The organism is Streptosporangium sp. 'caverna' (assembly GCF_003203775.1).
Classification (GTDB): Bacteria; Actinomycetota; Actinomycetes; order Streptosporangiales; family Streptosporangiaceae; genus Streptosporangium; species Streptosporangium subroseum.
Window position 1 is genome coordinate 5,800,244 of the sequence record NZ_CP029711.1, and the last position, 15,126, is coordinate 5,815,369.

The 15,126-nt window shown below is 67.3% G+C and carries 10 protein-coding genes; 9 read left to right on the top strand and 1 reads right to left on the bottom strand.

The annotated features are described in order from the left end of the window. Positions 1 to 59: 59 nt before the first annotated feature. On the top strand, positions 60 to 1,622 hold the full coding sequence (locus DKM19_RS25810; RefSeq protein WP_110698977.1) for an FAD-dependent monooxygenase: 1,563 nt from the start codon (positions 60 to 62) through the stop codon (positions 1,620 to 1,622). A 14-nt stretch (positions 1,623 to 1,636) separates the two neighbouring features. Here the strand turns inward: DKM19_RS25810 and DKM19_RS25815 are convergent, their stop codons facing one another. Then, entirely contained in the window at positions 1,637 to 2,635 is a 999-nt protein-coding gene (locus DKM19_RS25815; RefSeq protein WP_239513590.1) for a LacI family DNA-binding transcriptional regulator, read from the bottom strand. A 248-nt stretch (positions 2,636 to 2,883) separates the two neighbouring features. On the opposite strand from DKM19_RS25815, the gene DKM19_RS25820 reads away from it, so the two are divergent. From DKM19_RS25820 to DKM19_RS25860, 8 genes are all read left to right on the top strand, one after another. Next, positions 2,884 to 4,182 (top strand): ABC transporter substrate-binding protein, encoded by a 1,299-nt coding sequence (locus tag DKM19_RS25820; RefSeq protein ID WP_110698979.1) that lies wholly within the window; start codon positions 2,884 to 2,886, stop codon positions 4,180 to 4,182. Beyond that, positions 4,179 to 5,108: a carbohydrate ABC transporter permease gene (locus tag DKM19_RS25825; protein WP_110698980.1), complete on the top strand. Its 930-nt coding sequence runs from the start codon at positions 4,179 to 4,181 to the stop codon at positions 5,106 to 5,108. Before DKM19_RS25820 ends, DKM19_RS25825 begins: the two co-directional genes overlap by 4 nt. After that, on the top strand, positions 5,105 to 5,872 hold the full coding sequence (locus tag DKM19_RS25830) for a carbohydrate ABC transporter permease (protein ID WP_110698981.1): 768 nt from the start codon (positions 5,105 to 5,107) through the stop codon (positions 5,870 to 5,872). The genes DKM19_RS25825 and DKM19_RS25830 overlap by 4 nt, the downstream gene beginning before the upstream one ends. Then, positions 5,865 to 7,721, top strand: a complete 1,857-nt coding sequence (locus DKM19_RS25835) for a glycoside hydrolase family 127 protein (protein WP_110698982.1) — start codon at positions 5,865 to 5,867, stop codon at positions 7,719 to 7,721. The genes DKM19_RS25830 and DKM19_RS25835 overlap by 8 nt, the downstream gene beginning before the upstream one ends. 1,105 nt (positions 7,722 to 8,826) lie before the next feature. Then, a complete protein-coding gene (locus tag DKM19_RS25840) occupies positions 8,827 to 10,446 on the top strand; it encodes a class I SAM-dependent methyltransferase (RefSeq protein ID WP_110698983.1) in 1,620 nt (539 codons plus the stop codon). Positions 10,447 to 10,500: 54 nt separating this feature from the next. Continuing rightward, complete coding sequence (locus DKM19_RS25845; RefSeq protein ID WP_110698984.1) at positions 10,501 to 11,724, top strand: FAD-dependent monooxygenase; 1,224 nt, start codon at positions 10,501 to 10,503, stop codon at positions 11,722 to 11,724. Between the two features lie 707 nt (positions 11,725 to 12,431). Continuing rightward, positions 12,432 to 13,445 carry a TIGR03617 family F420-dependent LLM class oxidoreductase gene (locus DKM19_RS25855; RefSeq protein ID WP_110698985.1) on the top strand — a complete coding sequence of 338 codons (1,014 nt, stop codon included), beginning with the start codon at positions 12,432 to 12,434 and terminating at the stop codon, positions 13,443 to 13,445. Between the two features lie 652 nt (positions 13,446 to 14,097). Continuing rightward, a complete protein-coding gene (locus DKM19_RS25860) occupies positions 14,098 to 15,117 on the top strand; it encodes a DUF4097 family beta strand repeat-containing protein (RefSeq protein ID WP_110698986.1) in 1,020 nt (339 codons plus the stop codon). The last annotated feature ends 9 nt before the right edge of the window (positions 15,118 to 15,126 follow it).

The window sequence follows — 15,126 nt, forward strand, 5'->3', positions numbered from 1 at the left end:
ATAGAATCTTATAGTTGAAGTAAATTTCTATCGACGGCACATATTTTCGGAGGAGTGACATGTCATACGACGTCGACGTGGTGGTGGCCGGGGGCGGCCCGGTCGGACTGATGCTGGCCTGCGAGTTGCGGCTCGGTGGAGCCTCGGTCGTGGTGCTGGAACGGCTGACGGAGATGGACCCCACCATCAAGGCCGGGTCGCTGAACACCCCGAGCGTGGAGGCCCTCTACCGGCGCGGCATGATGCCCGAGCTTCAGGAGGCGCAGGAGGGCAACCTGCAGCAGTTCGCCGCGTTCATGCGGCAGCGGTCCCCGGGCGGGGAGCCCGCCCAGGCGCCGCCGAGGTTCGCCGGCCACTTCGCCGGGATCATGCTCAGCGCCGACCTGCTTGACCCGTCCGACCCCGAGCTCACCGGACACGGCCCCGCCGATCTGCTCGGCATGGTCACCCAGCAGCAGCTCGAGGCGATCCTCGCCGATCGCGCCGCGAAGCTCGGGGTCGAGGTCCGCCGGGGCGTGGAGCTGACCGGTCTGGAGGCCGACGCCGACGGGGTGACGGTGACGACGAGCGGCGAGGAGATCCGCGGGCGCTGGCTGGTGGGCTGCGACGGAGGCAGGAGCGCGGTCCGCAAGCTCGCCGGCTTCGACTTCCCCGGCACCGAGCCGGAGATCGACGCGCACCAGGCGATGGTGGAGATGGAGGGCTCGGAAGCTCTGGGGACGGGCTGGCACGCCACGGCGACCGGCGTCTACGCGCACGGCCCGGTGCCGGGCCGCGTCCTCACCGTGGAGTTCGGCGGCGTACCGGCCGACCGGGACGGCGTCATCACCGCCGAGGAGCTACAGGCGTCGATCCGGAACGTCAGCGGGACCGAGGTCGTCGTCACCGGGGTGAAGACCGCGACCCGGTTCACCGACAACGCCCGGCAGGCCACCACCTACCGGCTGGGCAGGGTGCTCCTGGCCGGCGACGCGGCCCACGTCCACTCGCCCTTCGGCGGGCAGGGCCTGAACCTGGGCATCGGGGACGCGGCGAACCTCGGCTGGAAGCTCGCGGCGACCGTACTGGGCTGGGCCCCGGAAGGGCTGCTGGACACCTACACCACCGAGCGGCACCCGATCGGCGCCTGGGTGCTGGACTGGACGCGCGCGCAGGTCGCGTTGATGCGCCCGGACCCCCGCGCCAGAGCGCTTCGCGAGGTGGTGACCGACCTGACGCGGACCGTCACCGGGACCACCTACTTCGCCAAGAAGATCTCCGGGGTCTGGCAGCGCTACGACCTTCACGGCGACCATCCGCTGGTCGGCGCCAGCGCACCGGACTTCGAACTGGCCGACGGGACCAGGCTCGCCGACCACCTTCACGAGGGCAGGGCGTTGCTGCTGGACCCGTCAGGAGAGCTGCGGGCCCTGGCCGGCGGCTACGGCGACCGGATAAAGGTGGTCACAACGGCCGTCCTCGACGAGACCGGGCCGGCCGGACTGCTGGTACGGCCCGACGGATTCGTCGCCTGGGCCGCCGACACCGCCGACACCGCAGCCACCGCCGGCGCCGATCTCGGCTCGCTGGAGGCGGCCCTGTCCACCTGGCTCGGCGCACCCGCCGTCGCGACCCTGGCGTAGAGGCCTCCGTCCGATCAGGAGGGGCCTCGTGGGGCGGTGGAGTCGCGGATGACAAGACGGCAGGGCATACGGTGGACACCCGGTGTGGCCCTGCCGTCGATGGCGGCGAACAGGTGCTGGGCGGCGGTGCGGCCGAGCGTCTCCAGATTCATGTCGACCGTGGTCAGCGCCGGTCGCGTCTCGGTGGCGAGCATCTCCCAGTTGTCGTAGCCCACGACCGCGATGTCGTCGGGAATGCGGCGGCCTCGCTCCCTGGCCGCCTCGACGAACCCGGCGGCGATCTGGTCGCTTCCGCAGAACACCGCGTCCACCTCCGGCTCGGACATCAGCAGCATCTCGGCCGCGTGCCGGCCCCAGCGCTGTGACCAGGTGCCGTGGAACGTCTCGCCGGTCTGGACGAGACCGGTCTCGGCCAGCGCCGTCGCCAGGCCCTCGGCCCGGTCCATCGTGGCCTTGTAGTCCATCGGACCCGTGATGTGCGCGATCCTGCGCCGTCCCATGGCCACCAGGTGCCGCACGGCGAGGGCCGCGCCGCCCACGTCGTCGGGAACGAACGAGACGTCGCCCGGATCGTCGGACGCCCCGTAGGCGTAGACCACGGGGATGGGCAGGTCACGGCTGATGGACGAGCGCGTGTCCGTGCTCTCGCCGACCACTATCAAGCCGTCCACCCGCCGGGACAGAAGCGTGCGGATGTAGTGCTGCTCCCGGATGGCGTCGCCCCGGGCGTCGCACAGCAGCAGCGCCATCTCCCCCGCGCCGAACGCGTCCTCGGCGCCGAGGAGCACCGGGATCCCGAACCTGCCGACGCTGTCGCTGGTGAGCAGCCCGACGGTCCGGGTCTGCCCGGACAGCAGGCCCCTGGCCAGCGCGTTGGGCTGGAAGGAGAGTTCCTGCGCGGCCTCCAGCACTCGCTGCCGGGTCTCCGCGCGCACGTTGTCCCGGCCGTTCAGCGCCTTGGACACGGTGGCGATCGACACCCCTGCCAGAGAGGCCACATCGCTGATAGTCACCGCACGCGATCGCCTATCGACCATCTAGCGAAACCCTTTTCTTTCATCCTGCTCCGAGGTCTTACTCCAGGCCAGCGGCAGCCGTGGGCCGCCAAACAGACCATAACCAGCACTTCCTGGGTAAGCAAGTCGCCGGGCGCTCTCCAGGCATCCGCAGGCCATTGACAGCCCTCAACGTTTCTCTTATGTTTCCGAAAACCTTTTAGTTTTGTTTCTGGCGTCTCGGGGGATGCCGAGAGGAGACGTTCATGAATCCACGTTCACCCCGACGCCGAAGGGCCGGGGCCATCCTTATGGGCCTGCTGGCCATCGCGTCCGTGGCCGCCTGCGGCGGAGCCGACCCGCAGCCGGCGGGCTCTGCGGCTTCCGCGGCCCCCGCGGAAGGCGTCACGGTCACCATGTGGACGCGTGCCGCGACCCAGGCGCAGAGCGAGCGCCTGGTCGCGGCCTATAACAAGGGCCACAAGAACCAGGTGAAGATGACCGTCATCCCGACGGACAACTACCAGCCGCGCATCGCGGCGGCGGCAGGCGCCAAGCAGCTGCCCGACATCTTCGCCTCCGATGTGATCTTCGTGCCCAACTACACCTCGCAGGGCCTGTTCCTGGACATCACCGACAGGATCAACGCCCTGCCGTTCAAGGACAAGCTCTCACCCTCCCACATGAAGCTGGGCACGCTGGACGGCCGGCAGTACACGCTTCCGCACACCCTGGACCTGTCGGTCTGGTTCTGGAACAAGGACCTGTACGAGAAGGCCGGTCTCGACCCGGAGAAGGGCCCGACGACGCTGAAGGAGTTCGCCGAGCAGGCCACCACCGTGGACGAGAAGCTGGGCAAGGACGGCAAGGTCAGCGGCACGTTCTTCGGCGGCAACTGCGGCGGCTGCTACGTGTTCACCTTCTGGCCCTCGGTCTGGGCTTCGGGCGGGCAGGTCATGAACCCCGAGGGCACGACCTCGCTCAACGACCAGCCCGCGATGACGAACGTGTTCAACATCTACAAGGATCTGTACGCCAAGGGCATCACCGGCGCGACGGCCAAGGAGGAGCAGGGCCCGACCTGGACCGGCTTCTTCCCCAAGGGCGGGATCGGCGTCATGCCGATGCCCTCGACCACACTCGGCCTGATGCCCAAGGACATGAAGGTCGGCGTCGCGCCGATCGCCGGCCCCGACGGCGGCGAGTCGACGTTCGTGGGCGGTGACTCGGTCGGCATCTCCTCGACCACCGAGAACGCCGACGCGGCCTGGGAGTTCCTGTCCTGGTCGGTCTCCGACGAGGCCCAAATCGAGATCATGGCCAAGAACAAGGACGTGCTCGCCCGCACCGACCTGTCCGACAACAAGTACTCCGCCGAGGACCCCCGCGTGGTGTTGATCAACTCGCTGGTGGCCAAGGGACAGACGCCGTACGCGCTGCGCTTCGGCCAGACCTTCAACGACCCGCAGGGGCCGTGGCTGCGCCTGGCCCGTGAAGCGGTGTTCGGCGACCCGGGCAAGGTCGCCCAGCTCAACACCGACATCACCAAGTCCCTGCAGCAATGACCGTGATCACAAGGCGTGACGGGCAGGCGGTGCGGGCGACCAGCCCGGCACCGCCCTCCTGGTGGAGGACCCGGCGCGCCCAGGGCTGGCTCTACGCGGCGCCCACCGCTCTGATCGTGGGCGTGCTCTTCCTGGCGCCGCTGGTGCTCATCGTCTGGATGTCGCTGAACCGCTGGCCGCTGCTCGGCCAGGCGCGCTTCAACGCCCCGGACAACTACACCAAGATCGCCGACAATCCCCTGTTCCTCGACGCGGTGGGCTTCACGCTGAAGTACACCGTGATCACCACGATCCTGCTGTCCGTGGTCGCGCTCGGCCTGGCCCTGCTGGTGCAGGAGCGCAGGCCGGGTATCGGCTTCTTCCGTACGGCGTTCTTCCTGCCGGGCGCCGTCGGCTTCGCCTCGGCGGCGCTGCTCTTCTACGGTCTGCTGAACAACGACTTCGGACCGATCGACCCGATCCTGCGGACCTTGGGGATCATCGACGAGCCGGTGAAGTGGACCGGCACCCCGAACATGGCGCTGTTCTCCACGATCACCCTGGTGATCTGGCGGTTCGCCGGGTTCAACATGCTCATCCTGCTCACGGGGCTGCAGGCGATCCCCCTGGAGGTCTACGAGGCGGCCAGGAGCGACGGCGCCACCCGCTGGCAGATCTTCACCAGGATCACGTTGCCGCTCCTGCGGCCCACGATCGCGCTGATGCTCATTCTCAGCATCACCGGCTCGCTGCTCGCCTTCGACCAGTTCTTCATCTTCACCAACGGCGGCCCGGACAACAGCACCGTCTCCATGGTCATGGTCGTCTACCGCGACGCGTTCTTCCGCTTCGACCTCGGTGGCGCGGCGGCGCTGTCGGTCGTGCTGCTGGTCGCGCTGGTGGCGCTCAACGCCCTGCAGATGCGCGTGCTCAGGAGGTCGAATTGAGGTACTACACCACGCTGTCCGCCCTGGCCGTACTCTTCCTGTTCCCGCTGCTGTGGAGCGGTTGGTCCTCCTTCGACGGAGGTCCGGGAAACTACGCCGAGATGGCCCGGTTCGGCGAGGGCCTCGACACCTACCTGACCAACAGCGTGCTGGTGTCGACGATGACCGTCGCCGGCACGCTCGTGGTATCCGCCCTCGGCGGCTACGCCTTCGCCCGTTTCGACTTCCCCGGCAAGAACCTGCTCTTCCTCGCCACCCTGGCGATCCTGATGGTGCCGTACGCGACCATCCTGATCCCGCTCTACGTCCTGCTCGGCTACATCGGCCTGCAGAACTCCCTGGTCGGTCTCTCCCTCGTCTTCGTGATGTTCCAGCTGCCGTTCGCGCTGTTCATGATGCGCAACGCCTTCGAGGCGATCCCGCGCGAGCTGGAGGAGGCTGCCCTCGTCGACGGCTGCGGCACCTTCCGCGCCTTCAGCCGCATCCTGCTGCACGCGGTGCGGCCCGCCCTGATCACCGTCGGGCTGTTCGCCTTCCTCGCCTCCTGGAACGACTTCTTCGCGCCGCTCATCCTGCTCAACGACGGCGCGAGCTTCACCCTCCCGGTGGCGGTGGTCAGCATGGCGCAGCGCACGTTCGGCGCCATCGACTACGGCATGTTGCAGGCGGGGGTCATGGTCATGGCCCTGCCCTGCCTGATCCTCTTCATCGTTCTCCAGCGCCACTACGTGCGCGGATTCATGTCAGGAGCCTTGCGTGGCTAGCCCCGTCCTGCCCTCCTCGGGCGTGCTGTCCCCCCTGGGCCTCGATTCGGTACGGCTGGCGCCCGGCTTCTGGGGCGACCGTGTCGCGCTCAACCGCGAGGTCATCATCGCCCACTGCCAGGAGTGGATGGAACGCGCCGGCTGGATCGGCAACTTCCGCACGCTCGGAGAGGACCCGGCACGGCGCGGCGCGCGTCCCCGGCAGGGCAGGGAGTTCAGCGACTCCGAGATCTACAAGCTGCTGGAGGCGATGGCCTGGGCCGACCATCCGGCCCTGCCGGAACTGGCCGCGACCGTGGCCCGGGCGCAGGAGGAGGACGGCTACCTCAACACCCGCTGGCACGACGAGCGCTACACCGACTTCGAGTGGGGCCACGAGCTCTACTGCTACGGCCACCTGATCCAGGCCGGCGTCGCGCGGCTCCGCGTGCACGGGGAGGACGAGCTGACCGAGGTCGTCCGGCGGGCGGCCGACCACGTCTGCCGGCGATTCATGGACACCACGGAGACGTGCGGCCATCCCGTGGTGGAGATGGCGCTGGTCGAGCTGTACCGGGTGACCGGCGTCGAGCGCTACCTGGAGATGGCCCGCCGGTTCGTCGAGCGGCGCGGGGCGCCCTCGCTGGACGACATCCCGTTCGGCCGCGCCTACTTCCAGGACGACCTTCCCGTACGGAAGGCGGAGGTGTTCCGCGGCCACGCCGTACGGGCCATGTATCTCGCCTGCGGAGCGGTCGACGTGGCCGTGGAGACCGGGGACGCCGAGCTGCTGTCGGCGGTCGAGGCGCAGTGGGACCGCACCGTCGCCCGGCGGGTCCACCTGACCGGCGGCCTGGGCTCGCACCACGCCGACGAGGCCTTCGGCGAGGACTTCGAGCTGCCGCCGGACCGCGCCTACTCCGAGACCTGCGCCGGCATCGGCTCCATCATGCTCTCCCAGCGGCTGCTCCTGGCCACCGGCGACGTGCGCTACGCCGACCTCGCCGAGCGGACCCTGTTCAACGTCCTGGCCACCTCCCCCGCCCTCGACGGCCGCTCGTTCTTCTACGCCAACCCGCTGCACGTCCGGGCGCCCGCCACGCCCGTGGAGGGCATCAACCAGGGAGCGGAGGGCGGCCTGCGCTCACCGTGGTTCACCGTGTCGTGCTGCCCCAACAACATCGCCCGCACGTACGCCTCGCTGGCCGGCTATATCGCGACCGCAGACGCCTCCGGCGTGCAGATCCACCACCACACCCCCGGTGAGATCCGCCACGACGGCCTCGCGCTGCGCGTCGAGACCGGTTATCCGTGGTCGGGTGAGGTGACCGTCCGCGTGCTGGAGGGCGGACCCGCGCGGATCTCCCTGCGGGTCCCGTCGTGGGCCGCCGGCGCACAGATCTCCCACGGCGGAGACACCCTCCCGGTGTCCCCCGGCTACGCGGTCGCCGAGGGGCAATGGAGTGCGGGCGACGAGATCCGTCTCGACCTGCCGATGGCGCCCCGGTGGACCCTCCCCGATCGCCGGGTGGACGCGCTGCGCGGCTGCGCGGCCGTCGAACGCGGCCCGGTCGTCTACTGCGCCGAGTCGGTGGGGGACATCCCCGAGCTCGCCCTCGTCGAGGCGCGGGTGTCGCCCCCGGTCGAGCACCTCGTCGACGGCGTCGTCGAGCTCGACGTCGAGAGCACGCGCCTCTCTCCGGAAACGGCCACCTGGCCCTACGCCTCGCCACCAACGGCCGACGATCCGAACCCTTCGGAACAACCCACCTCTGTCGAACCTCTGAGGCTCGTGCCGTACCACCTCTGGGGTAACCGCGGCCCCGCCACCATGCGCGTCTGGCTGCCCGTCCCCGACCGGCCCGAGTGACCCGTCCCCGACCACCCCGGTGACCCACCCCTCGACCGGCCCACGGGTCACGCGTCCCCGACCTGCCTGCGGACCCGCTCCCGACCGCCTGGGTGACCCGCCGCCCGCCACCCGCCGACGCGGATGGCAGGCTGCCCGTCCTCGACCGGTCCGTGTGACATATTGGCGGAAGGCGCCATCGCAGCCGCCCTGCGATGGCGCCTCCCTCAGTCGTCCGTCAGGGGCGGGAACGGTGTCCTTCCAGGTCGTGGCCGTCGTACGGTAGCCGTTCACCCGGTTGACGACCTCTGCCGGGGAGATGCCCAGGCCGATGGCGATCGGACGAGTCCCCGGCTCGGACGGCGGGGAGAGCGGCGGAGCTCCCGGAAACAGACCATCGCTGATCACCCCGGTGGCCGGGAAGTCGGTCAGCAGGCGACGCAGCGCCTCGTATCGCGCCGGAACTGGGTCACCGAAGATGTGTTTGACATCGAATTCGAGCTGGGCCTGGCCAGGAGGAAGCAGGCTCCGTCCGGAAACTCCTGGTCCATCCGCCGTTCGTCGTAGTCGACCTCCTCGGGGAGCGCCGTGAAGAACGCGCCGACGGCCTCAGTTCGCTCCTCGAACCTCGCGCCGGTGAGGGCGATCCCTCATGACCGCGTCTGACCAGATCGGCGGCGACGGTAAGAAGGGAGCCACCTCTCCGTGCACAGGTGTGGCAGCAACAATGATTTTGGACACTGGATCCCCGCTGAAACAGAGGGGAAACAACCGGCCGTATCGCCCGTGTTGTTTACTGAGCCGCGATCGTACGTCAGCCCTTGGGCTCTGCCAAGATTTCCGTGGCAACCAACCGTGGTGCTTCTGGGTGAGGAGTATCCGTTTTCGGAGTAGCGATAACCGGCTCCGGCGGAATTCGAAGGCCACTGGACCATGTAGAACGGACTTTCCCTCACCGCGGTCGTAGCCCAAACTTTTAGCACAGTGCACTGGAATTTGGAACCCCTGTCCTTGCCCCTATGTCCGATGGCACCTAAACGCCCCTATGTCCGATGGCACCTAAATCGGCCCCTATCGTTCTTCGCTGGTCTATGTCCCGATTGGCGCCGAGACTAGAATTCCGAATATGGACGCCTCCGTCAGCAGCACGCCAGCGGATAATACGGTGGGTAATGCGCTGCAAGCATTCTTTGACGCATCCTCCGAATCGGTTCACGCTGCGTTCCGGCAACTCGACGCCGCCTTTCGCCGCCCCTTTAAGGGCGACGCCCCGCCCCAGCACGCCGACGCCGGGCCCACCGCCTTCGCCGCGGGCGCTGCCTCCGCCACGGCGACTGATGCCGGTCGCACGGCGGTGCCCGTGCTCGCCTCCGCCCTGAAGACGGCGCCGGCCACCGATGCGAGGGCGGATCGGCTACCACACCTCGTCATGCTGCTGGCGCTCCTCGCCGGCACCGACGCCCACGACGCGGTCCGCGTCGAATTGGCGAAAGTTCTCGGCCTGTTCGAACAGGCGGCGGGTGACCGCCGCCTGGCTGCCGCCCTGCTGTACTTCGCCGGCCTTTTCCCTGAAGACCGGGACCGCGTCATCGCGGCGTCGAGCGCGCTCGAACTCAGCCCGGACGATCGATCCCGGTTGGTACGCTCGCTCGCCGAAAAGCGCACCGAGGGCCACGCACTCGGCCGTGAATGGCCCTCACCCGCGATGTGGGCGGTGACCGAGGCCGAACTGGAGACGGATCGCAAGAACTGGCTGGCCTTCATGTCAGAGCGCGACATCAACGCGCTCTGGGAGGCGGACACCCGTAAGATACGCGACTATTCAGCGCTCAAGGCCATCGCGCTTCTGGGCACCCCGCTGCGCCCGTACAGCGCCGAGCCCGACTACCTCGAGCCGGAGCAGAGCGGGGCCGCCGGACCCGCAGCCGCGGACACCGCCTCGGACACCGCCTCGGCCACCGACCGCCTCGCCCCTGTCAGCACGCTGCTCACCTGCCCGGACTGCCGTGGTGCGGTCTCCCTCGCCGGCGACGGCGCACACTGCGGCTCGTGCGGAAAGGACTTTCCCGCAACCGGCGACTGGCTCGATCTCTCATCGGATGCCGGGCAGTCCATAGAGGCGATGATCATCAGCGACCCGACACAGGCGGCCCGCTACGAGCATGGGCTTCGTCCTGCCTTCCTCCGCGCGATGGGCCGCGACTTCGACGGCCTGCTCACCGTCGAGCAGGAGATCGGCTTCCTGGAACGGAACATTGGCGCGGCGACCGGCCCTGTGCTCGACCTCGCCGCCGGGACCGGCCGCTTCACCCGGGTCATCGCTCAGGCGGCTCCCGGGAAGGTCATCCCGTTGGACTTGTCGACCTCCATGCTGACCGCCCTTCAGTCGACCTCACCGAAACTGCCCGCCATTCGCGGCAGTGCGCTGCGCCTCCCGATCGCGGACGCCTCGCTGGGTGCCGTCAACTGCTGGAACGCACTCCAGACCTTGCCCGAGCAGGAAAAGGTAATCGGCGAGGTGAGCCGCTGCCTGGTCGACGGTGGAACATTCACCCTCTTCACTTTCGAACAGAGCACGGATCCTCTTTACCGTGAATTCCAGGAACGCCATGAGAAGGACCTGCGTGTCGAACTCCAATCATGGGAAACGCTCATTCAGTGGCTTACTGAGGCGGAATTCACAATACGCGAACAACACCGGCTCAGCGGTTATCTGCTTCTAGCAGCCACTCGCAATGACCGTTGAACGATCGTTGAACTGTTCGAGGACGCGAGGATTTTCCGACCCAAGGAATCAAGTATGAAGATTATTATTATCGGAATTGGCGTTGGCGGTCTCGCCGCGGCCCGGTATCTCCTCGCCGCCGGGCACGAGGTCGAGATCTATGAGCAGGCGGAGCGTTTGCGCACCGAAGGCGCCTCGCTCATACTCTGGTCGAACGGCACCGGCATCCTGCGCGACCTCGGCCTGGAGCCGGAAGCCCTGGGCAGCCGCATGGATGCCATGAACACGCTGTCAGAAGACGGCCACACCCTGCTGAAACTCAATCTCAACCGGCTCGCGCGGCGTTTCGGGCATCCGACGGTCGTCGTACCGCGCGGTGACCTCTTGCTGGAGCTCGCCAAAGGACTACCGGCCAGCGTCCTCAACTACGGGAAGCGATGCGTCGCGATAAACGAGCCTCTGGAGGGCTACTCGGGGCCCCTCGTCGCTGAGTTCGCCGATGGCACGAAGGCCGAGGGCGACATTGTGATCGGCGCCGACGGACATCGGTCCGCCGTCCGCCGTCACCTGCACGGAGACACGCCCGCCACCTACACGGGCCTCGCCACCTGGCACGGCCTCACCCGGCTGCCTGTCGAGCTGCCGCAGGAAACCACCGGCCTTGTTTTTCATGGGAAAGCCGGTTTCGCCACGATGTTCGCTGCGGGCAACGGCCAGATCCAGTGGGTATTCGTCACTCCATGGGCCGAGGGCGACACGGTACCCCGCGGCGTGCGAGACGAGCGAACCGGCGATCTTGGCGTCGACGCGGGCACGTCGGCGGCGGGGAATCTCAGGGAAAGGTTCGGACATCTCGTCTCGCCTGTTCCCGAGTTGCTGGAGCAGCTCACCGACGAAGAGATCGGCCTCTTTCCCCACATCCTGCACAGTGTCCCTGACAAGATAGGCCAGGGGCGGATCACATTGATCGGTGACGCGCTGCACGCCATACCGCCGACGCTAGCCCAGGGCGTCAACCAGACCCTCGAAGACGCGTGGTGCTTGAATCAGGTTCTCGCCGGCTCGGGTCGCCCCGCCGGTTTCGAGGAGCTCGCAGGCTCCGATACGAAGGCCATCGAGCAGCGTCTGCGGTTGTACGAGTCAATGCGCGTGAAGCGGCTGCAGCGTCTCCACGGAATGGCCAAGTTCTCGGAAAATCGGCCTACTCCATCGCCGGTTCTCCGTTTCACTCCTTGGCTGGTTCCCCATACCAGCATGACCGGATGGGCCGTGAAAACCTACAGCAACTTCCTTGCCTGAGCTGAACGCTTGTGCTGGGCCAGAATCCCGAGTGTCGCCCTGTGCCGTGCCGAACCCCAGAGACGCGGGACGCGGCGGTCCGTGAGGTCACGCATTCAAACCGGCAACGCCCTGTTGTAAACGACGTAACCTGAGCGTTGCCGCGACCGGTGATCCTGCACTGGTTTCGCCGCCTGCGCATCCGCTGGAAAGTCCGCGACGACATCCACGAAGCCTTCATGATCCTCGCCGCCGTCATCTGCCGGCGCCGTCTCGTCCGCTGATCTTTCTGTCAGGACCTCTTACTCCCAGAACTCATCAGGACATCCACGAGCCGTGGAACCCCGCCCACCCGGCGCGACAGCCGGGCCGGCGGACTGACCACCACCCGTGTTCGATCCTCAACCGGACCGCTCAGTCGACCACACCTTGATCACGAAAGATCAAGGCTGGTTGGATCTCGAATTTAGCGGCACCCTGTTACCGTGCTCCGGAGCCCTTGCTCCAGCCCCTATTCGAGACCACTCTTGAATCTACCCCTATATCTCCATAGAGAACTATCTCGGGACAAATGCGCCGCATAATATTCCGAATATGAATATCACGGCTAACGTCCCCTCGATGAAGATAGCGATGTCTCCGCCTTTAGGTGCTCCATCCGCATCGGTCATCCCGGGGTGCCTGGGCCCGATGCCGCATTCCGGTTCCCAGCAAAAGGAGGCCCGATCATGAAGTTCGACCTCTCACTGCCTGAGACCGGACCGGAGGCCGCGCTGGCGGCCGGTGACGCGGAGGCCGCCGGCTGGACGGGCGGCTGGCTGTCGGAGACCAGTCACGACCCGTTCGTCTCGTTCGCGCTGGCCGCGCAAGCGACTGAGCGCCTGGAATTGAGCACGGCCGTGGCCATCGCCTTTGCCAGGAACCCGGTGTCGCTGGCCAGCACAGCCAACGACGTACAGCGGCTCTCCAAGGGGCGGCTGATCCTCGGCCTGGGCAGCAGTGTCCAGGTGCACATCGAGCACCGCTACTCGATGCCCTGGTCCGCCCCGGCCGAGCGGATGGCCGAGTTCGTCGGCGCCCTGCGCGCGATCTGGGAATGCTGGAACGACGGCACGCCGCTGGCCTTCGAGGGCAAGTGGTACCGGCACACGCTGATGATGCCGCAGTTCGCCCAGCCGCCGAATCCGTACGGGCCGCCAAAAATCTACGTCGGCGGATTCGGGCCCCGCATGACCGCCGCGGCCGGAAGGGTCGCCGATGGCTTCATCGGCCTTCCGTTCGTGACGACCCGTTATCTGCGGGAGGTGACCGAGCCCGCGTTGCGCCTAGGCCGGGGCAGCGCACCGGAGCGGGCATTTGAGACCTGCCTGATGCCGCTGGTGGCGACTGGAAGCACCCCGGCGGAGGTGGATATGGCCATCCACCGCGCTCGTGAGCGCATCGCCACCTACGCGTGTGCACCCGCGTATGTGCCTGTGCTTGAGCTACACGGATGGCGCGGGTTGCACGAGGCGGCCTTCGAGATGATGATGTCCGGCCGATGGAATGAGATGGCCTCGCTCGTCGATGACGAAATGCTCGCCGCCTTCGCGGTGACCGGCGACGTGCCCGAGGTAGCGGACGAGCTCCGTCGGCGTTTCGATGGGCTGGCCGACCGGCTGTATCTGCTGCGCATGGACGGCGGCGGGGACTCAGCCAAGACCAACAGGCTGCTCGCGGATGCGTTGCGGGAGGAATCGTGACCGGGCCCGCCCCGCGCCTCATGCCGGCGAGGCTTACCGCAGGTTTGCGCTGGACGACCTGAAGCATCGCCGCGCGGGACGGTGGCTACCCGAAGGCGTCCAGGGGCGGAGGTCCCCCGATGACCCCGCGTTCGGCGGTCCGCCGCTCGGCTTGGGGACACCAGGGTTTCCAAGGCGTACCGCGATCGTGTCGTCCGTGATGCGACCATGCCACTCGGCGCGGCAGGGCATTCCTCCGCCATTCGACGCCGAAGGCGAGCCGAGCGGCAAGGCGGCGTTCCGGTAGCCGCGGGCTGGGATTTCGTGGCATGAGACGGGCGCTCCCGCGAGGCTGCGCCGTGAGTGGGACGCGCTCGCGGACCAGGCCGTTCCGGCGCGCCGAACATCTGCCGCTTGAGCATTTTGATCTCGTTGACGATGCTCTTCGACCGGGCCGGAATTCCACGGCGTGGTCAGCCCCTGGGTGACGGCGGACGGGCCCTGCCACAGGCGGTTGGCGAAGGCGGACAGGCCGGGCAGGTTGTCCCCGCTCACCCGTTCGATCCAGGCCGGCAGGTCCCGGCCGACCAGCACGATCATCGGCTGACCGCTGATCGGGATGTCCGCCGGCCGACGACGGTAGCGGCTGTGCGCCTCGTCGGAGAATGCCCCGGTGGGGCAGGCGACCGGCACCGCCGGTGTCATGTCCACGACCTTGGACACTCCTTCGGCACCGGACCACGGCCGGCTCGTGTACCGCGACGCGATCAGCGGCAGCACAAAAGAGTTCAATGAAACTGGACTCATTGAATATAGATTCGGTAAACTGGCATCTCCAGCCCGGCGACACGAACAGACCCGCCGATGGCGGGTCCGAGGAGAAACGGACATGACGCATACCTTCCCCGCCTATCAGCCGATCGAGGCCACGGTCCACTTCGCGGCAGGACTCTGCATAGTGAGCACGTCCGATGACGACGCGACGGTCCGGGTGGAACCCTTCGACCCCGGACGCAGGGAGGACGTTGAGGCAGCCGCCAATCTCGTAATCGATTGCGACGGCAAGCAACTGAAGATCATTGCCAAGAAGAAGCTGCTTGGCAAGGTCACCGGTATTGGCGTCGGTCGCCTGAAGCTCTGGGTCAACCTTCCCCCGGAATCCAGCGTCATTCTGAGGACCGAGTCGGCGGCGATCGAGATCTCCGACGGCACGCTCGCGGATCTCAACGTCAACACGGGCTCTGGACCGATATCGGTGGACTACATCTCGCGCAACCTCCGGATCGATACTTCGGATTCGCGAATTCGCGTCGGACAGGTCGACGGCGACGTGCTCGTCGACAACGGGAGCGGATCGATGGACATCGAGCTCGCGAACGGCCATGTGGAGATGAGCGGCTCCTCCAGCGATCTGACCATCGGTTCCGCGGCGGGCTCGGTACGCTTCTCCTCCGGGTCCGGCAGCCTGGTCATCGGCGCGGCGAGCGGCACCGCGGTCGAGGCGAGGACTTCCTCAGGAAAGATCTCCATCGGCGTACCCGTCGGAATCGGCGTGCGGCCACGTCTCAAGTCTTCCGGGGGTACCAAGAGCGGAGCGCTTATCGCAGGCGCGGACCGCGTCTCCGGCAATCACTGGCTGGACATCAAGGTCGACACCGCGAGCGGCGATATCGACATTCACCCCTTCAACTGAACTCGGATC

What these genes read in the sequence shown, in the direction of transcription:
- DKM19_RS25810 (WP_110698977.1), top strand. Translation starts at nt 60, where the DNA reads ATGTCATACGACGTCGACGTGGTGGTGGCCGGGGGCGGCCCGGTCGGA.
- DKM19_RS25855 (WP_110698985.1), top strand. Translation starts at nt 12,432, where the DNA reads ATGAAGTTCGACCTCTCACTGCCTGAGACCGGACCGGAGGCCGCGCTG.
- DKM19_RS25825 (WP_110698980.1), top strand. Translation starts at nt 4,179, where the DNA reads ATGACCGTGATCACAAGGCGTGACGGGCAGGCGGTGCGGGCGACCAGC.
- DKM19_RS25845 (WP_110698984.1), top strand. Translation starts at nt 10,501, where the DNA reads ATGAAGATTATTATTATCGGAATTGGCGTTGGCGGTCTCGCCGCGGCC.
- DKM19_RS25820 (WP_110698979.1), top strand. Translation starts at nt 2,884, where the DNA reads ATGAATCCACGTTCACCCCGACGCCGAAGGGCCGGGGCCATCCTTATG.
- DKM19_RS25840 (WP_110698983.1), top strand. Translation starts at nt 8,827, where the DNA reads ATGGACGCCTCCGTCAGCAGCACGCCAGCGGATAATACGGTGGGTAAT.